The organism is Hydrogenophaga sp. PAMC20947, from assembly GCF_004795855.1.
In the GTDB taxonomy this organism is placed as follows: Bacteria; Pseudomonadota; Gammaproteobacteria; order Burkholderiales; family Burkholderiaceae_C; genus Hydrogenophaga.
Genome location: NZ_CP039252.1, coordinates 1,993,909 through 2,011,680 on the forward strand (window position 1 = coordinate 1,993,909; position 17,772 = coordinate 2,011,680).

At 65.5% G+C, this 17,772-nt stretch carries 15 protein-coding genes; all 15 read left to right on the forward strand.

Annotated features, from left to right (window positions below; genetic code table 11):
* Window positions 1-172 precede the first annotated feature (172 nt).
* Window positions 173-1,036, forward strand: a complete 864-nt coding sequence (locus E5678_RS08925) for a xanthine dehydrogenase family protein subunit M (protein ID WP_136178193.1) — start codon at window positions 173-175, stop codon at window positions 1,034-1,036.
* A 17-nt stretch (window positions 1,037-1,053) separates the two neighbouring features.
* On the forward strand, window positions 1,054-1,539 hold the full coding sequence (locus E5678_RS08930; RefSeq protein WP_136178194.1) for a (2Fe-2S)-binding protein: 486 nt from the start codon (window positions 1,054-1,056) through the stop codon (window positions 1,537-1,539).
* A gap of 27 nt (window positions 1,540-1,566) precedes the next feature.
* Window positions 1,567-3,978: an aerobic carbon-monoxide dehydrogenase large subunit gene (locus E5678_RS08935; protein WP_136178195.1), complete on the forward strand. Its 2,412-nt coding sequence runs from the start codon at window positions 1,567-1,569 to the stop codon at window positions 3,976-3,978.
* Window positions 3,979-4,139: 161 nt separating this feature from the next.
* A complete protein-coding gene (locus tag E5678_RS08940) occupies window positions 4,140-4,784 on the forward strand; it encodes an SRPBCC family protein (protein WP_136178196.1) in 645 nt (214 codons plus the stop codon).
* A gap of 2 nt (window positions 4,785-4,786) precedes the next feature.
* Window positions 4,787-5,734 carry a MoxR family ATPase gene (locus tag E5678_RS08945; RefSeq protein ID WP_136178197.1) on the forward strand — a complete coding sequence of 316 codons (948 nt, stop codon included), beginning with the start codon at window positions 4,787-4,789 and terminating at the stop codon, window positions 5,732-5,734.
* Window positions 5,731-6,912 carry a VWA domain-containing protein gene (locus E5678_RS08950; RefSeq protein WP_136178198.1) on the forward strand — a complete coding sequence of 394 codons (1,182 nt, stop codon included), beginning with the start codon at window positions 5,731-5,733 and terminating at the stop codon, window positions 6,910-6,912. The genes E5678_RS08945 and E5678_RS08950 overlap by 4 nt, the downstream gene beginning before the upstream one ends.
* Before the next feature lie 28 nt (window positions 6,913-6,940).
* Entirely contained in the window at window positions 6,941-7,918 is a 978-nt protein-coding gene (locus tag E5678_RS08955) for an XdhC family protein (protein ID WP_168708523.1), read from the forward strand.
* Window position 7,919: 1 nt separating this feature from the next.
* Window positions 7,920-8,600, forward strand: a complete 681-nt coding sequence (locus E5678_RS08960; protein ID WP_136178200.1) for a nucleotidyltransferase family protein — start codon at window positions 7,920-7,922, stop codon at window positions 8,598-8,600.
* 17 nt (window positions 8,601-8,617) lie between these two features.
* Window positions 8,618-9,310 (forward strand): TIGR02466 family protein, encoded by a 693-nt coding sequence (locus tag E5678_RS08965; RefSeq protein ID WP_136178201.1) that lies wholly within the window; start codon window positions 8,618-8,620, stop codon window positions 9,308-9,310.
* Window positions 9,297-10,388, forward strand: a complete 1,092-nt coding sequence (locus E5678_RS08970; RefSeq protein WP_136178202.1) for a hypothetical protein — start codon at window positions 9,297-9,299, stop codon at window positions 10,386-10,388. Before E5678_RS08965 ends, E5678_RS08970 begins: the two co-directional genes overlap by 14 nt.
* Before the next feature lie 103 nt (window positions 10,389-10,491).
* On the forward strand, window positions 10,492-11,634 hold the full coding sequence (locus tag E5678_RS08975) for an FAD-binding oxidoreductase (RefSeq protein ID WP_136178203.1): 1,143 nt from the start codon (window positions 10,492-10,494) through the stop codon (window positions 11,632-11,634).
* 187 nt (window positions 11,635-11,821) lie between these two features.
* The gene (locus E5678_RS08980) at window positions 11,822-12,559 is read left to right on the forward strand and encodes an ABC transporter ATP-binding protein (protein WP_210732013.1); all 738 of its coding nucleotides are present in this window, start codon (window positions 11,822-11,824) and stop codon (window positions 12,557-12,559) included.
* Window positions 12,543-15,065 (forward strand): FtsX-like permease family protein, encoded by a 2,523-nt coding sequence (locus E5678_RS08985; RefSeq protein WP_136178205.1) that lies wholly within the window; start codon window positions 12,543-12,545, stop codon window positions 15,063-15,065. The genes E5678_RS08980 and E5678_RS08985 overlap by 17 nt, the downstream gene beginning before the upstream one ends.
* 110 nt (window positions 15,066-15,175) lie before the next feature.
* Complete coding sequence (locus E5678_RS08990) at window positions 15,176-16,279, forward strand: hemolysin family protein (RefSeq protein WP_136178206.1); 1,104 nt, start codon at window positions 15,176-15,178, stop codon at window positions 16,277-16,279.
* 34 nt (window positions 16,280-16,313) lie between these two features.
* Window positions 16,314-17,678 carry an MBL fold metallo-hydrolase gene (locus E5678_RS08995; protein WP_136178207.1) on the forward strand — a complete coding sequence of 455 codons (1,365 nt, stop codon included), beginning with the start codon at window positions 16,314-16,316 and terminating at the stop codon, window positions 17,676-17,678.
* Window positions 17,679-17,772 lie beyond the last annotated feature (94 nt).

Consider the following 17,772-nt stretch of genomic DNA (forward strand, 5'->3'; position numbering starts at 1 on the left):
TGAGCGTGATCTCAACAGTTCGTGCACACCAGCGTGCATTTCGTGCGAAAAATGTACCGTTTACGGTCATCGACAGCTTGAAGCCCGCAGGTAGCGTCGGAAACGGTTCGGGCCTAAACTGTTTTGTCATTGATATATATCAATCGCATCACCCGAACTGAGGAGCTCTTCGATGATTCCACCGCGTTTCGAATACCACGCCCCGCGCACCATCAGCGAGGCCGTGGCCTTGTTGGGACAGCTGGGCTCCGAGGCCAAGCTGCTGGCCGGCGGCCACAGCCTGCTGCCCATGATGAAGCTGCGATTCGCGCAGCCCGAACACCTGATCGACATCAACCGCATCCCTGAGTTGCGCGGCATCCGCGAAGAAGGCACCACGGTCGTCATCGGGGCGATGACCTCGGAAAACGAGTTGATCAACTCGCCCATCGTGCAAGCCAAGGTTCCCGTGCTGGCCGAAGCGGCCCAGATGATCGCCGACCCCCAGGTGCGCAACCGCGGCACGATCGGTGGCGACATCGCCCACGGCGATCCGGGCAACGACCACCCCGCCCTGTCCATTGCCATCGAAGCCTCATTTGTGCTGGAAGGCCCCAAAGGGCGCCGCACAGTCCCTGCGGATGGCTTTTTCCTCGGCACCTACATGACCTTGTTGCAAGAAGACGAAGTCATGTGCGAAATCCATGTGCCGGCGTTTGCCCAAGGCACAGGCTGGGCCTATGAAAAGATCAAACGCAAGACCGGTGACTGGGCCACGGCTGGCTGCGCTGTCGTGATGCGCAAGAGTGGTGACACAGTGACCCATGTGCGCATCGCGCTGACCAATGTGGCACCGGCCGCCCTGCGCGTTGAGGCAGCTGAGGCAGCGCTGCTGAACCAGCCATTCAACGCCACCACGGTGCAAGCCGCAGCCGACGCGGCCACTGCCGCCTGCGACCCCGCAGAAGACCTGCGTGGCGACATCGAATACAAGACCGCGATGGCTGGCGAGATGGTCAAACGCGCCCTCACCAAAGCCTGGGCGCTTTGCTCATAACCCGCAGGAGACACCCCATGGCAAAAAAACTCATCAACGTCAGTGTCAACGGCAAAGCCGAGGAAAAAGCGGTCGAACCACGCACCCTGCTGATCCACTTCCTGCGCGAAGAACTCAATCTCACCGGTGCCCATATCGGCTGCGAAACCAGCCATTGCGGCGCCTGCACGGTCGATATCGATGGCCAGTCCGTCAAGTCCTGCACCCACCTTGCGGTGCAGTGCGACGGCTCCGAAGTGTTGACCGTCGAAGGCCTGGCCAACAAGGGCGTGCTGCACGCCGTGCAGGAGGGCTTCTACAAAGAGCACGGCCTGCAGTGCGGCTTCTGCACACCCGGCATGCTGATGCGCGCCTACCGCTTCCTGCAGGAGAACCCCAACCCCAGCGAAGAGGAAATCCGCCACGGCATGGCCGGTAACCTGTGCCGCTGCACCGGGTACATGAACATCGTCAAGGCCGTGCAGTACGCCGCCAAGAAGCTGCAAGAACCCGTCACGGCCTGAAGCCAAAACCACACGGAGAGACACCACATGAACGCACCGGTACAAACCGCCGAAGCCCGTGAGATCGCCCTGGCTGGCATGGGCGCCTCGCGCCTGCGCAAAGAAGACGCCCGCTTTATCCAGGGCAAGGGCAACTACGTTGACGACATCAAGATGGCTGGCATGCTGCACATGGACATCGTGCGCTCGCCGATCGCCCATGGCCGGATCGTCAGAATCAACAAGGAAGCTGCGCTCGCCATCCCCGGGGTGCATGCCGTTCTCACGGCCGACGACCTGAAGCCCCTGAAGCTGCACTGGATGCCCACGCTGGCAGGCGATGTCGCTGCCGTGCTGGCCGACGAAAAGGTGCACTTCCAGATGCAGGAAGTCGCCATCGTCATCGCCGACGACCGCTACATCGCCGCCGACGCGGTGGAAGCCGTGGAAGTCGAGTACGAAGAACTGCCGGTGGTGCTCGATCCGTATGCCGCCCTGCTGCCCGATGCCCCGGTGTTGCGCGAAGACCTGGCGGGCAAGACCGAAGGCGCCCACGGCAAACGTGAACACCACAACCACATCTTCACCTGGGACGCAGGCGACAAGGTCGCGGCCGACGCCGCCTTCGACAACGCGGAGGTGAAGGTATCGCAACACCTGTACTACCCGCGCGTGCACCCCTGCCCGCTGGAGACCTGCGGTTGCGTGGCCAGCTTCGACCCTGTCCAGGGCGAGCTGACCACCTACATCACCTCTCAGGCGCCCCACGTGGTGCGCACCGTGGTGTCCATGCTCTCGGGCATTCCCGAGTCCAAGGTGCGCATTGTCAGCCCCGACATCGGTGGTGGCTTCGGCAACAAGGTCGGCATTTACCCCGGCTATGTGTGCGCCATCGTATCCTCCATCGTGCTGGGCCGCCCGGTGAAGTGGGTCGAAGACCGCATCGAAAACATCTCCTCCACCGCCTTTGCCCGCGACTACCACATGGACGGCGAAATCGCCGCCACGGCCGACGGCAAAATCACCGGCCTGCGGGTCAACGTGGTGGCCGACCACGGCGCGTTTGACGCCTGTGCCGATCCCACCAAGTTCCCGGCCGGCCTGTTCCACATCTGCTCCGGCAGTTACGACATCCCCGCGGCCTACGCCAGCGTCAAGGGCGTCTACACCAACAAGGCGCCCGGTGGCGTGGCCTACCGCTGCAGCTTCCGCGTGACCGAGGCCGTGTACCTGGTGGAGCGCATGGTCGACATCCTGGCGCAGAAGCTGGGCATGGACAAGGCCGAGATTCGGGAGAAAAACTTCATCAAGAAGGAACAGTTCCCCTACACCAGCGCTTTCGGCTTCGAATACGACTCCGGCGATTACCACACGGCCCTGAAAAAGGTGCTCGATGCGGTGGACTACCCGGCCCTGCGTGCCGAGCAGGCCACCAAACGCGCCGACCCCAACAGCCCCACATTGATGGGTATCGGCCTGGTCACCTTCACCGAAGTCGTGGGCGCAGGCCCGAGCAAGATGTGCGACATCCTTGGCGTAGGCATGTTCGACAGCTGCGAGATTCGCATCCACCCCACGGGCAGCGCCATCGCGCGCATGGGCACGATCAGCACAGGTCAGGCGCATGAAACCACCTATGCTCAGATCATTGCTACAGAGCTGGGCATCCCCTCGGAAGTGATTCAGGTCGAAGAAGGTGACACGTCCACGGCACCTTACGGCCTGGGCACCTACGGTTCGCGCTCTACGCCGGTGGCCGGTGCGGCCATCGCCATGGCCTCCCGAAAGATCCATGCGAAAGCGAAGAAGATCGCGGCCTTCATGCTGGAAGTGAACGAGAACGACCTCGACTGGGAAGTGGACCGTTTCAAAGTCAAGGGCGACGACAGCAAGTTCAAGACCATGACCGAAGTCGCGTGGCAGGCCTACCACCAGGCACCCCCGGGCATGGAGCCTGGCCTGGAGGCGGTGCATTACTACGACCCGCCGAACTTCACGTTCCCCTTCGGTATCTACCTGTGTGTCGTGGACATTGACCGCGCCACCGGTGAAACCAAAATCCGCCGTTTCTACGCGCTCGACGACTGCGGCACCCGCATCAACCCGATGATCATTGAAGGCCAGATCCATGGCGGGCTGACCGAGGGTTTTGCCGTGGCCATGGGCCAGCAAATGCCTTTCGATGCCCAGGGCAACCTGCTGGGCAACACGCTGATGGATTACTTCCTGCCGACCTTTGTGGAAACGCCACACTGGGAAACAGACCACACCGTCACACCATCGCCGCACCACCCGATCGGTGCCAAGGGCGTGGCCGAGTCGCCGCACGTGGGCTCGATCCCGACCTTCACTTCGGCCATGGTGGACGCCTTTGCCCACCTGGGCATGACCCACATGGACATGCCACACAACGCATTCCGCGTCTGGAAAGAACTCAAGGCCCGTGGCATGAACCTGTGAAACTCCCCCGCCGCGCTTCGCGCGACCCCCTCAAGGGGGCGGCGCTGGCCGTCCGGCAAAGCCGGCCCGGCGGTGCCCTGGGGAGTTGCCTCTTCATGCACGGCTCATCGAAGGCCGGCGAGGCGACCCGCTGATTCCTGCTTCAACAAAGGTACTCCCACATGGAAGTCAAAATTGACAAACGTTACCCACTGGATGTAGACCCGGCACGGGCCTGGACCATCCTGGGTGATCTGAAAACAGTCGCCAATTGCATGCCAGGCGCCGAGCTCACCGAACAACTGTCCGACACCTCGTACAAGGGCGGCGTGAAGGTGAAAGTCGGCCCGGCTGTGGCCCAGTTCGGCGGCACGGTCGATGTGCTGGAGAAAGACGATGCCAGCCACAAAATGGTGCTGCGCGGCAAAGGCGCGGACAAGGGCGGCTCGTCTGCCTCAATGGACATGAACGCCATGATCGAGGAAGACCCGGCGAATCCGTTGCACTGCGTGTTGCACGGCGACGCCGCGGTCATCGTCAACGGCAAGTTCGCTCAATTTGGCGGCCGCCTGATGGTGCAGGTGTCCGACATGTTGCTGGAGCAGTTCGTCGAAAACTTCCGCCAGGCCGCACACGCTTTGCCAGCACCCGAGGGCAGCGCGGCTGCGAAAGATTCGGAGGCCTCTCCCGCAACTGCAACTGCAAAACCAGAAGCCTCAAGCCCACGCGCAGCGCCCCCCAAAGTGGCCAAGGAAATCAACGGCCTGGCCATCGTCTGGTCGCTGATCAAGAACTGGTTTTCGGGCCTGTTCGGCAAGCGGGGTTGAGCATGACAGGCACCCATTCCGCGCCCGCCGACCGCGCCCTGCGCGAAGCCTTGCAGCGGGTGGGCTATCTGGCCGACGAAGACCTGGCCACCACGGTGTGGCTGGCCGGTGAACTGCAGCGCCCTTTGCTGCTGGAAGGCGATGCCGGCGTGGGCAAGACGGCGCTGGCCACCGGGTTGGCCAAGGCGCTGGGCGCCGAGCTGGTGCGCCTGCAGTGCTTTGAAGGCCTGGACATGGCGCAGGCCGCCTACGAATGGAACTACGGGCGTCAGTTGATGGCGATACGCTTGCATGAAGGCGATGCCAAAGGGGTCAAGGAGTCTGATATTTTCAGCCGCGAGTTTCTGCTCGAGCGCCCTTTGCTCAAAGCCATCAGTCAAGACGGCCCTTGTGTTCTGCTGATCGACGAAATTGACCGCGCCGACGAAGCCTTCGAGGCCTTTTTGCTCGAGGTGCTGGCCGAATACCAGATCACCGTGCCCGAGATCGGCACCATCCGGGCGCGCCACATTCCGCGCGTGATCCTCACCAGCAACGGCACGCGCGAGCTCTCAGACGCGCTGCGCCGGCGTTGCCTCTACCACCACCTGGACTACCCGACGCTGTCGCGCGAGATGGCCATTGTCAAAAGTGCACTGCCCGAAGCAGATACGCGACTGGTGGAACAAGCCGTGCAATTTGTACAGCGGCTTCGTCAGGAAGACCTGATCAAGATCCCAGGCATCGCCGAGACGCTGGACTGGGTTTCGGCCCTGCACCGCATGCAACACAACACGCTGCCCGAAGACATGGCGGTGATGCTCACCACCCTGGGCTGTCTGCTCAAGACGCGGGAAGACCGCTTCTTGCTGGGCGCCGACCGCGCCCGTCAACTCATCGAAGGTCGCCGTGCTGTGGGCGTTGCCGAAAAATCGTCCGGACACGCGTCGGCCCGGGCCGCCAGCCCATGAAACCGACGCCGGCCACGGCGCCCAGCGAAACCCTGGCCGGCTTCGCCGCGTTGTTGCGCGACCATGGTTTGTCGGTCGGCATATCCGAGCAACAGGCCATGCTCAGTGCCGCCCTGACCCTCGGTCCTCTCAATGAGCAACGCCTGCAGGCGGCCTGGCGCGCCATCGCCTGCCACAACGCCCGCGAATGGCGGCTGTGGCCCGATCTCTTCCTCCGCTACTGGCATGCGCACCGCACCCGTGCCGGTGTGAGCGTCAGCGGCCAGATGCGCCCGTCGCGCGACCTGCGCCAGGCGGTGCAGCAACTGCATGATCAGCTGGATGCAGCCGCACAACAGCCTCCCACCCAGACCAAGCCCGCACCCCAGACGGCCGGCGACGTGCCTGGCTCCAACGAGTCCGATCTGGACAACGGCTCCACCCCACGCGCCCAAGGTGGCGCCAGCCGCACCGAGCCACTGCAACAACGCGACGGCCTGATGTGGCTGCCGCAAGAACTCGGTGCTCTGCAACGGCTGGCCCGCCAGATCACGGCCCGCCTGCGCCCTCGGCCCACGCGCCGCTGGCGCAGCGCCCAACCTGGTCGACGGCTGGATTTGCGCCAGACCCTGCGCCGCAGTGTGGCCTGGGGCGGTGAACCCTTGGCCCCGGCCTGGCAGGTCAAACGCGAAGAGCCCCCGCGCCTGTTCATCCTGGCCGATGTCAGCCGCTCAATGGAATCCCACGCGCCGCTGTTCCTGCGCATCGCTCGCGCTTTTGCCGTAGAAGCGCAGGCGCGGGTGTTCGTGTTTCACACACGGTTGGCCGAAGTCACGCCGCTGATGCAACGCGACTCGTCCGCGGTGCAAGAGAAAGTCAACGCCGTGACGGCCGGGTTTGGTGCCGGCACGCGCATCGCCAGCAGCCTCAATGAGTTCGCGCGTGTACACGCCCGGGCACAGCTCAACCGGGGCGCCCGGGTCTGGATCATGTCCGATGGTTTCGACACCGATGAGCCCGAACACCTGGCCACGGCGCTGGTGGCGCTGCGCGCCCACGGGGCCCGCATCACCTGGTTTCACCCCACGCGCGACATCCCCTCGGCAGCTGCGCTGCGGGGCGCTCGCGCGCACATCGACCGTTTCATTCCGCTGGCCAGCGTCGCCGACCTGGCCGCTGCCCGCAATGCCTTGCACTAGGGCCTGTTTACACCTCGAGGAGAACCGCATGAACCGAAACGACTGGATAACCCAGGCGGCCCGTCTGCAAGCCGCACAACAAGCGTTCGCGCTGGTGACCGTGTTGCGCGCCGAGGCGCCCACCTCGGCCAAACCGGGCGACAAGGCCCTGGTCACTGCCGATGGCCAGATTCACGGGTGGATCGGCGGCGGCTGTGCCCAACCCGCGGTGCTGAAAACCGTGCGCCGTGCCCTCGCCGATGGTCAATCTCAAACCATCCGTATCGCACCGACCGATACAACCGCCGAGCGCACGCTGGGCGATGTGCTGGAATTTGGCATGGCCTGCCATTCAGGCGGCACGCTCGAGCTGTTCGTTGACCCGGTCTTGCCGGCCACCCAACTCACGGTGTTCGGCGACTCACCGGTCGCCCGGGCACTGGTGGGGCTGGCGCCGCGCGTGGGCTTGTGCGTGGCCCTGGTCGCAGAGGGCGCCATGTCCAGCGATCACCCTGACGCCAGCGTTGTCCTCGCCAGCGACGAGGCCAGCCACGTTGTTTCCCAACTCAACAGCGGTGGCTATGCCGTGGTGGCCACCCAAGGCCGGCGCGATCTGCCCGGCCTGAAAGCCGCATTGGCTCTGGCGCCCAGCCATTTGTGGTTTGTGGCCAGCGAACGCAAGGCGGGCGTGTTGCGCAGCAGCCTTGTCGCCGGCGGTGAAGACGCGGATCGCGTAGCGGGCATCATTGCGCCCGCAGGCGAATCGATTGGCGCACAGACACCGGAAGAAATTGCGCTGTCGGTGCTGGCGGCCGTGGTGGCCGCCCATCGGGGCCGCGCAACACACCGCCAGGAGCCTGCCCCGTTGGCGCCACCCGCTGCGGGACAAGAAGATGCCGTGATGCCTGCAAAATCCTGTTGCGGCGGCGCCCAGCAGGCGGCGGATCCGACGCCAGCGTCTCAAACCCCGGCGGTAACGGTGGCCAATGGGCCCCAAGCCGTCAAAAAATCGTGTTGCGGGAGCTGATATGGGCTGCATTCTCAAAGGCGGCGGCGGCCTGTACAGCCGGTTGGTGGTGGGCGCGGTGTTGCTGGCAGCGGGCTCGGGTTCGCGCATGGGCAACCGGCCCAAGAGCTTGCTGGAGCTGGGCGGCGTGCCGCTGATCCGTCGCCAGCTGATTGCGCTCTCAGGCGCAGGCGTGGACGAGCTGGTCGTGGTGCTGGGCCACTACGCCGATCAGATCGAGCCGGCGGTGCAGGACTTCCCGGTCACGCTGGTGCGCAATCCCGACCCGGACGCAGGCCAGGTTTCGTCACTGCGGCTTGGCCTGCAAGCGCTCTCGCCCAAGACCGACACCGTGCTGGTGGCGTTGGCCGATCAGCCCTTGATCAACTCGCAAGACATCAACGACCTGATCAGTGCGTACAAAAAGCGGCCCGAGGGCGCTCAGGTGGTGCAACCGACTGTGGACGGGCAGCCGGGCAACCCGGTGATGTTCAGCAATGACGTGCGCGACCAGATTTTGGCCGGAGAAGCCCGTATCGGTTGCAAACAGTGGCAATCGGCCCACCCCGAAGCGGTGCACCGCTGGGTGAGCAGCAATCTGCGCTACCGCACCGACGTCGACAGCCCCGAAGACATCGAGGCCTTGGCCGTGCGCACCGGCCACCGCCTGCGCTGGCCAGCCCATTTGACCGAAGCGGCCTGAGCCCTCACCGCCATCCGATGCCACCGCAAGCCCTGATTCAAAACTGGTGCACCCCCATGGGGGTGCACCATTGGGCGCAAGCCAAAGACATCAACCCGACGCTGGTGCGGGTGTTCCAGTCCATGCGCGCCACCGACCCCAGCGCCCGCGCAGGCGCGCCGTTTTATGCCAGCCGGGACGACTTGCTGCAGCGTGTGCGCTTGTCTGAATGGGAACAGCTGATCGGCTTTCTGGTGGACGGCCTGCGCCAGACCGTGGTGCTGGCCAACCAGACGGCATGGCCCGAAGCCAAACCTGGCCTGCAGATCGCCCTGCGAGGTATCTGGTTCCAGATCAGCAACCAGGGCAGCCACCACGACATACACACCCACGGCAACTGCTCCTGGTCGGGGGTGTATTGCGTGCAGGTTGATGCCCCGGATCCGCGCGAGGCGCATGGTGCTTTCGGCACAACCAATGGCATCACCCGCTTTTATGGCCCGCACTTCAACCAGCTCGGCGGTGCCCACATGGATTTCGGCAACGCCTACCTGCAGTCGGCCCATCTCGATGTGGCGCCTGTACCGGGTCAGCTGGTGGTTTTCCCCGCCTGGTTACCGCACCAGGCCCTGCCTTACCAAGGCGAGGCCGATCGCATCATCGTGTCGTTCAATGCCAGCGTGCACGCCGCCTCGGGCTCCGACCAGCTGCACGCCTATGACCGGGTCTGACGCTTTCCAGCCTTCTGGCTGGAAGGTCCCCGCTCTGGCCCTGGCGCGCTGGACGGCCTTGCTCATGGGCTGGGTCTGGCTGGGCCAACAAGGGCAACGCCTGAGCTGGTCACTCGCCAGCGGACTGGTGGCCGTGGCGCTTTGGTGGACCGTGCGCTTGCTCGTCGCCCAACGACCCGGCTGGCGAATCAATTCATCCCGCTCCAGCTTGCTGGCGCTGGGCCTGGTCACGGCGGGCGGTGCAACAGCGCTGGCCCAAACGCAGGCCGGTGCGCCGGCCATCGCGGGGCTGCTCGCACTGGCTGCGGTGTGGGGCGGCTGGACCGCTGCAATGGATCACCACAGTCTGGCTACCCAGCGCTGCCAACGGCCTTGGGCGGGCTGGCCGCCTGTGCTTGCGGCGCTGGCCACCTGGAGCGCCGTCGGCGCATCGGCAACCCCCTCCACCCAGAGCCTGATCGCTGGCGGGGTGTTGCTCGGTGCGGCCGCATTGGCCTGGATGGCCACGCCGGAGCATGCGCCGGCGGCGTCCCGACCTGGCACCGGCCGCGTGCTGACCAGCAGTCTGCCTGCAACGGCCATGGGGTGCATGATGGGTTCGCTGTGGTTGAGCAATGCCTGGTGCACCAGCGTGGGCTGGTCGAGCCACACCGTGGTGGGCTTGCACCTGGGCTTGATGGCCATCATGCCCGCCCTCGTCCGCATGGAAGGCCTGCCTCGCCACCTGCCCCCCATGGCCCGCCAGTTGCTGCCACTGATCGGGGTGGCGATGGGCGGTGGTCTGTTGTGGTCGGGTCAAACCCTGGCACATGGTCTGGTGGGCATGCTGCTGCTGGCCTTGTCCTGGTCCATGCCCCGGCAGACCGAAGCACCCAGTCCGTGCCAGGGTTGGCAGCCATGCGCCCCGTTCCTGGGCCCCGTGCTTTTGCTCGCCGTTGGCCACTGGAGTCCCTCCACGGGCCCGGACGCCCTGGCCTGGGTCTATGGCCTGCTCGCGGCATGGGCCTTGGTCCTGGCGCTTCGGTGCGCACAGCAAGGTTCAGCGGCACCTCGCCAGCCCACTCGCCCTTTGCATTGACGCACCCGCCATCGGGACAGGCCTTCAGCGCGCTGTCTCTACGCGAATCGAATGTGCACCGTGGAATTTGCAAACGCGCGACCCTCCTTTACGATGACGCACCATGCAAGCCATTCACAGCGATTTCCTCATCCTCGGCGCCGGCATCGCGGGGGCCTCCACTGGTTTTTTCCTCGCGCCACACGGCCGCTGCGTCATGCTGGAGCGTGAGAGCCAGCCGGGCTACCACAGCACAGGCCGCTCGGCCGCACAGTACATCGCCACCTACGGCACACCGCAGGTGCGTGCACTGACACGCGCCAGCGAGGCCTTTTTTCAACACCCCCCCGAAGGCTTTTCCAGCGCACCCCTGCTGCTGCCGCGCGGTCTCCTGACCTTTGCCAGTGAGGCCGACTTGCCCGCGCTACAAACCGCCTGGGATGTGCTGCGCCAAACCAGCAGCACCGGCCAGTGGCTGACCAGCGAACAGGCGTGTGCGCTTGTTCCAGCCTTGCGACCCGATCAGGTGAGCGCGGCCATTCTGGAGCCTGAGAGCTATGACATGGATGTGCATGCGATCCACCAAGGCTACCTGAGGGGATTCAGGCGCGCTGGAGGAGACTTGTTCAACAACGCCGAAGTGTTGGCCATCCAGCGCACCAACGACCTCTGGGAGGTCACCACAACGGCGGGCACCCGCTACAGCGCGCCCGTGCTCATCAATGCAGCAGGCGCCTGGTGCGACACCATCGCAGGGCTCGCGGGCGTACCCCCCATCGGGCTGGTCCCCAAACGCCGCAGCGCATTCACCTTCTCCGCGCCTGCCAACATGCCATCGGCCGCATGGCCCATGGTCCTGGATGTGCAGGCGCGTTTTTACATGAAGCCCGATGCTGGCGCCTTGCTCGCATCGCCCGTCAACGAAGACCCCACCCATCCGCAAGACGTGCAGCCCGAAGAGCTGGACGTCGCCATTGCCATCGATGCCCTGGAAACCGCGACCACGCTGAGTGTGCGTCCCAGCCACACCTGGGCCGGACTGCGTTCCTTCGTGAACGATGGCGACCTGGTGGCGGGCTTCGATGCCAACGCCAGCGGCTTTTTCTGGTGCGCCGCGCAAGGGGGCTATGGCATCCAGACCAGTGCCGCCATGGGCGGGGCCTGTTCGGCAATGGTGCGCCAGCTGCCGCTGCCCGCGCACCTGACCGAGCAGGGCTTGACCGCCGACATGCTGTCTCCCCGGCGCCTGAGCGCTGCGCCAGCGTAAGGCTTTGTCGCCCGTCACGCTATCGACTCCCGACACAGCCCGTCGAACCCGGCAGCGTTCCACCCACAAGCGCGCAGCCGAGGGCCTGGCCAAGGGGGGCATAGGGGCCCCTGATCCCACTGCGGGAACCTTGGCGCCAGCATGGCCTCGGACAATGCAGACCCCAACAGTGAGCCAACTGCCACCCATGCCCACCACGCAAGCCACGCCTGCCGTCATCGAAACCCAACAGCTCTGCATGTCCTACCCGCTCGCGCGCGACCGGGTGGACGTGCTGCGGGACGTGAGCATCCGCATCGCCGCCGGAACCCGCGTGGCGATTGCAGGGCCGTCCGGCTCCGGCAAAACCTCGTTGCTGTTGCTGCTCTCGGGCCTGGAGCGCCCGAGCAGCGGCCGCGTGATCGTCGACGGGGTGGATCTGGGCACGCTGGACGCTGACGGTCTGGCCGACCTGCGCCGCGAGCGTGTGGGCATCGTGTTCCAGAGTTTTCACCTGCTCCCCTCGCTCACGGCGCTGGACAACGCGGCGTTGCCGTTGCAGATGGCCGGGCGGCGCGACGCGCGCCACCTGGCCACAGCCATGCTGGAGCGCGTGGGACTGGGTGGCCGGCTGAACCACCACCCCAGCCAGCTCTCCGGTGGCGAGCAGCAGCGGGTGGCGATCGCACGCGCGCTGGTACATCGGCCCAGCCTGCTGCTGGCCGACGAGCCCACCGGCAACCTCGACGACCACACCGCCGAATCGGTGCGTGAACTGCTGTTTGAACTCAACCGGGAGCAAGGGACCACGCTGGTGCTGGTGACCCACGACCTGGATTTCGCCGCGCGTTGCGACCGTGTGCTGCGCCTGCACGACGGCCAGTTGCACGAAACACCTGCGGCCCCAGCCGACAGGGTGGTCGCACCTGATGCGGTTCCTGTTTAGTCTGGCCTGGCGCGACCTGCGCGCCAGCGGCCGCCAACTCTGGATCTTTGTCGCCTGCCTGCTACTGGGTGTGTCTCTGGTGGCGGCTGGCGGTGGCCTTTATCGGCAGGTGGCCGATGCCTTGCGGGCTGACGCGCGGCTGCTGTTCGGCGGCGACGTCGAGGTCGAGTCGGCGCAGCCGCTGCCACCCGAAGTACTGGCCTGGATGCTGGCACCCGGTGAAGGCGCCGCGACCGTCTCGCGTCTGATCGAGCTGCGCACCATGCTGCGCAGCGAAGACGGCCACGCACAGCTGATCGAATTGCAGAGTGCCGATGCTGCCTACCCGCTGTATGGCCAGGTGACGCTGGCACCCGCCGGCACGCTCGATACCACGCTGGCAGAGCGCGGCGGCGCCTGGGGTGCGGCGCTCGATGCCACCCTGGCCCAGCGCATGGATCTTTCAGTGGGCGATACCGTCGAGGTCGGCGACCTGAGCCTGACCGTGCGCGCCCTCATCACCCGCCAGCCCGACCGCAGCCTGCGTGCCGACTGGGGCGCTGCGCCGGTACTGGTGGCCGACGGTGCGCTGATCGCCACCGGTCTGGTGCAGCCGCTCAGCCGCATCGATTACCGCTACCGCGTGCGCACCGAACAGCCACCCAGCACCTGGCGGGATGCGTTCGTCGCCGCCTTTCCAGCACTCGATGCCGAGGTCGACACCTTCGACGAGCGCAGCGAGCGCATGGCCGAAGTGCTGGGCCAGATCGGTTCCGGCCTGCTGCTGATCGGCTTCTCGGCGCTGTTCATCGGTGGCCTGGGCGTGTTCAACAGCGTGCAAGCCTACCTGCAGGGCAAGCTCACGTCACTGGCCACGTTGCGCGCGCTGGGCCTGCGCGACGGTCGGCTGGCGGCGATGGTGCTGATCCAGATCGTGATGCTGGCCCTGCTGGCCAGCGCCGCAGGTGTGCTGCTCGGCAATGCACTGGCGCTGGCCGGCGCGCTGGCAACCGCCGACCGCCTGCCGATCGCGCTCTTGCTCAACGGCCTCTGGCAACCCTCACTGGTAGCGTTGGCCTTTGGCGTGTTGACCGCGGTGGTATTTGCCCTGCCAGCGCTCGGGCGCGCGCTGTCGGTCACCCCCGCGGCCCTGTTCCGCGGCGTCGACGGCGTGTCGCTGCGCACGCCACGGCGCGCCTGGTTGCTCACCGGCGCGGTGGCGCTGGCGGTGGTGGCACTGTTGGTGGTGGCGCTACCCGATCCGCGCTTTGGTCTGGGCTTCGTGCTCGCCACGGCGGCCTTGCTGGCGCTGCTGGAGGGGCTCACACGCGGACTGCGGGTGCTGGCGGGTCGTCTGCAGGCCAGCAAGCGATGGTCGCCACCGCTCGCCATGCAGCTCGCGCTGGCCAACCTGCAGCAACCGGCCTCGCCACTGCGCCCGGCCCTGCTGTCGCTGGGTTCGGCGCTCACGCTGCTGGTGGCTTGCACGCTGGTGGTCACCACGCTGCTGCGCACAGTGAACGAGACCGTGCCGGCCAACGCGCCGGCACTGGTGTTCTACGATGTCCAGACCGAACAGATACCCCTGCTGCAGGACACCTTGAATGCCTCGCCCGGCCTGCAGCAGGTGCGCACCGCACCACTGGTGCTGGGTCGCCTGGCCGCCGTCAACGGCGAGGCCTTGCGCGACAGCGGCGATGGCGCGCGCGCGCGAGAGGCACGCGACGAACACAAGCTGAGTAACCAGGCCGGCAATTTCGACGACGTGGTGGTGGTGCGTGGCACCTGGTGGCCCGAGGGCCACCGCGGCAAGCCGCTGGTGGCCATGGAAGACCGCGAAGCCGACCAGCTTGGCCTGCAGGTGGGTGACCAGCTGCGCTTCGACATCCTGGGCACACCGGTAGCGGCCACGCTCAGCGCCATCTACAGCCAGCGTCGCATGCAGTCGCGCCTGTGGCTCGAAGCCATCTTCAGCGACGGCGTGCTCGACCCTTTCATCACACGCCACGTGGGCGCGGCCTACATGCCCGCGGAGGAATCGCTCGCCGCGCAGGACCGGTTGGCCGCTGCCGCCCCCAACATCGCCACCGTGCGCACCGAATCGGTGCTGCGCGAAACCCGCGCCCTGATGGCGCGCGCCAGCAGGGGGTTGGCGGTAGTCGCGCTGGTGTGTCTGGCGGCCAGCCTGCTGGTGCTGGGCAGCGTCGTCGCCGCCAGCCGCAGCCGGCAGGTGTACGACGCAACCGTGATGCACGCATTGGGCGCGCGGCATTCGATGCTGCGGCGCGTCCTGATCTGGGAATACGCGCTGCTGGCCTTTGTGACCGCCGGCTTTGCCATCGTCGCAGGCAGTGCGCTGGCCACCGGACTGCTGCGCTGGCGCCTGGACATGGACCCCCTGGGCCTGTACTGGAGCGGTGCGCTCACCGCCGTGGCCGTGAGCGTCATCAGCCTGGGCCTGGGGGCACACTACCTGCTGCGCCAGATGCAAATCAACCCCGCCCTGCTGCTGCGCAGCAGCGGGTAATCCCTGCGAAGGGCTTCACGATCCGCCCTTCGCCACAAGCCCCTTTGCCCGTTCGCGCATTCGCGCGTTCGACAACCGCCTCAGAACCATCCGATGGACCCCACCCCCCCTTGACCAACACCTTCGAATCCCTGGCCGCCACTTCACTCGGGAGCGATGCCTTCCTGCTCGTGCTGTACGTGGTACTGGCCCTGCTGTTTTCCTTCCTCTGCTCCGTGGCCGAGGCCACACTGCTGAGCATCACGCCGTCCTATATCGCCGGACTGAAAGAGGCCCAGCCCCAAAAGGCCACCTTGCTCAAACAACTGAAGGAAGACAACATCGATCAGTCGCTGGCCGCCATCCTCACCGTCAACACCATCGCCCACACGGTAGGGGCCATCGGCGCCGGCTCCAAAGCCACGTCGGTGTTCGGCAGCGCCTGGTTCGGCCTGTTCTCGGCGGTGATGACGCTGCTCATCCTCTTTCTCTCCGAAATCGTGCCCAAGACACTGGGTGCGGTGTACTGGCGCCAACTGGCCAGCCCGACTGCGGCCTTTGTGAACCTGCTGGTCAAGAGCATGTACCCGCTGATCGTGGTCTCGGAAAGAATCACGCGCCTGATCTCCGGCGGCAAGAAGCTGCACGACTTCAACCGCGAAGAGTTTGTTGCTCTGGCCGGTATCGGACAGGAACAGGGCCTGATCAACGAGCGCGAATCCAAGATCATCCGCAACCTGTTCCTGTTCAAGTCGGTCGAGGCCAGCACCATCATGACGCCGCGTATCGTGGTCGCGGCGCTGCAAAAAGACACCCCGGTGCACGAGGCACTGGGAACACCTGAAAAAACCCCGTTCTCGCGCCTGCCCATATACGGGAACGACCTGGATTCGGTGAGCGGCTTTGTGCTGCGCGAAGACCTGCTGGTGGCGCAGAACCAGGGCAAGGGTGAGCAGCCCGTGTCCACCTTCCGGCGTGAGATCGTCTCGGTGCCCTCCTCCACGCCGCTCTCGCGTCTGCTGGAGACCCTGCTTGAACAGCGCCAGCACATTGCCGTTGTGGTCGGTGAATATGGCGAAACCAAAGGACTGGTCACGCTGGAAGACGTGGTCGAAACCCTGCTGGGCATCGAAATCCTCGACGAGGGTGACAAGGTCGAAGACATGCAGCAGCTCGCGCGCCAGCTGTGGGCCAAACGCGCAGAGCGCATGGGCTTGAAGCTCGACGCCGAATGAGCACGACACCGGCCACGCGGAGTACCATGAACCCATGACTGTATCCATTCGCTTTCTCGGGGCCGCAGGCACGGTCACCGGCTCCAAATACCTGGTTGAACACGACGGCCAGAGCCTGTTGATCGACTGTGGCCTCTTCCAGGGTTACAAGCAGTTGCGGCTGCGCAACCGCGACCCCTTGCCGGTGTTGCCCAACAACATTGGCGCAGTCCTGCTGACCCATGCCCACCTGGACCACAGTGGCTACCTGCCGCTGCTGGCCAAAGAAGGCTTCCGGGGCACGGTCTGGGCAACGCCTGCCACGCGGGATCTTGCCCAAATTTTGCTGCCCGACAGCGGCCATATCCAGGAAGCCGATGCCGATTTCGCCAATCGCCATGGTTTCTCGAAGCATGCGCCGGCGTTGCCCCTCTACACCGAAGACGACGCCATGCGCAGCCTCAAGCTGATCCGCACGGTGCCCATGGACCAGACCTTCGAACCGTTGCCCGGCTGGCAAGCCCGCTTCTATGGTGCAGGTCATATCCTGGGGGCAGCCAGCATCTTGCTGGCGGTCGGCGGGCGCCGCATCCTGTTCTCCGGTGACCTTGGTCGACCCGATGACGTGCTGATGCTGGCCCCCGAAAAACCACCAGCCGCCGACACCGTGGTTTGTGAGTCGACTTATGGCGACCGAGAACACCCCGACGAAGATGTGTTCGCGGAACTCGGCCCCGCCTTGAAACGCTGCGCCGCACGCGGCGGTACAGCGGTGGTCCCCGCGTTCGCGGTAGGCCGTGCCCAGGCCCTCCTGCACGCCATCGCCCAACTCAAGTCCCAGGACGATTTACCCCACAGCCTGCCGATTTACCTGGACAGCCCCATGGCCATCAACAGCACCGGGCTGTTTGCCAGGCACATCGGTGAGCACCGGCTCAACGCCACGCAATGCCATGCCATGGAGGCGGTGGCCAAAATGACCCGCACCACCGACGAGTCCAAAGCCATCGCCCTGCAACACGGACCCAAAGTCATTCTCTCGGCCAGCGGCATGGCCACGGGCGGGCGTGTGCTGCACCACCTCGCCAAATACCTGGGCGACCACCGCAACATGGTGATCCTCAGTGGCTACCAGGCCCCAGGCACCCGAGGCGCATCCCTGGCCGCTGGCGCCACCCATCTGCGCATGCACGGCCAGGATCTCACCGTTCGTGCCGAGATCGTTCAGCTGACAGCAGCCTCCGCACACGCCGATGCCAGCCAGCTCATCGACTGGTTGCGCAGCCTGTCCGCGCCACCCCAGCGTGTATTTGTCACCCACGGCGACCCTGCGGCCTCAGACGCACTGCGCCAGCGCATTGAGCACGAGCTGAAATGGAGCGCACTGGTGCCCGAACACGGCAGCACCTGGAGGGTATGAAGCTCCCGGCGCCTCTTCGATACACCCCCCTGAGGGGGACCACCCCTGTAGCCTGGCAACGCCAGTTCCACAATGTGCGCTGGGGCAGTCACTC

What these genes read in the sequence shown, in the direction of transcription:
- E5678_RS08955 (WP_168708523.1), top strand. Translation starts at nt 6,941, where the DNA reads ATGAACCGAAACGACTGGATAACCCAGGCGGCCCGTCTGCAAGCCGCA.
- E5678_RS08930 (WP_136178194.1), top strand. Translation starts at nt 1,054, where the DNA reads ATGGCAAAAAAACTCATCAACGTCAGTGTCAACGGCAAAGCCGAGGAA.
- E5678_RS08985 (WP_136178205.1), top strand. Translation starts at nt 12,543, where the DNA reads ATGCGGTTCCTGTTTAGTCTGGCCTGGCGCGACCTGCGCGCCAGCGGC.
- E5678_RS08975 (WP_136178203.1), top strand. Translation starts at nt 10,492, where the DNA reads ATGCAAGCCATTCACAGCGATTTCCTCATCCTCGGCGCCGGCATCGCG.
- E5678_RS08980 (WP_210732013.1), top strand. Translation starts at nt 11,822, where the DNA reads ATGCCCACCACGCAAGCCACGCCTGCCGTCATCGAAACCCAACAGCTC.
- E5678_RS08925 (WP_136178193.1), top strand. Translation starts at nt 173, where the DNA reads ATGATTCCACCGCGTTTCGAATACCACGCCCCGCGCACCATCAGCGAG.
- E5678_RS08995 (WP_136178207.1), top strand. Translation starts at nt 16,314, where the DNA reads ATGACTGTATCCATTCGCTTTCTCGGGGCCGCAGGCACGGTCACCGGC.
- E5678_RS08940 (WP_136178196.1), top strand. Translation starts at nt 4,140, where the DNA reads ATGGAAGTCAAAATTGACAAACGTTACCCACTGGATGTAGACCCGGCA.
- E5678_RS08965 (WP_136178201.1), top strand. Translation starts at nt 8,618, where the DNA reads ATGCCACCGCAAGCCCTGATTCAAAACTGGTGCACCCCCATGGGGGTG.
- E5678_RS08945 (WP_136178197.1), top strand. Translation starts at nt 4,787, where the DNA reads ATGACAGGCACCCATTCCGCGCCCGCCGACCGCGCCCTGCGCGAAGCC.
- E5678_RS08950 (WP_136178198.1), top strand. Translation starts at nt 5,731, where the DNA reads ATGAAACCGACGCCGGCCACGGCGCCCAGCGAAACCCTGGCCGGCTTC.
- E5678_RS08970 (WP_136178202.1), top strand. Translation starts at nt 9,297, where the DNA reads ATGACCGGGTCTGACGCTTTCCAGCCTTCTGGCTGGAAGGTCCCCGCT.
- E5678_RS08935 (WP_136178195.1), top strand. Translation starts at nt 1,567, where the DNA reads ATGAACGCACCGGTACAAACCGCCGAAGCCCGTGAGATCGCCCTGGCT.
- E5678_RS08960 (WP_136178200.1), top strand. Translation starts at nt 7,920, where the DNA reads ATGGGCTGCATTCTCAAAGGCGGCGGCGGCCTGTACAGCCGGTTGGTG.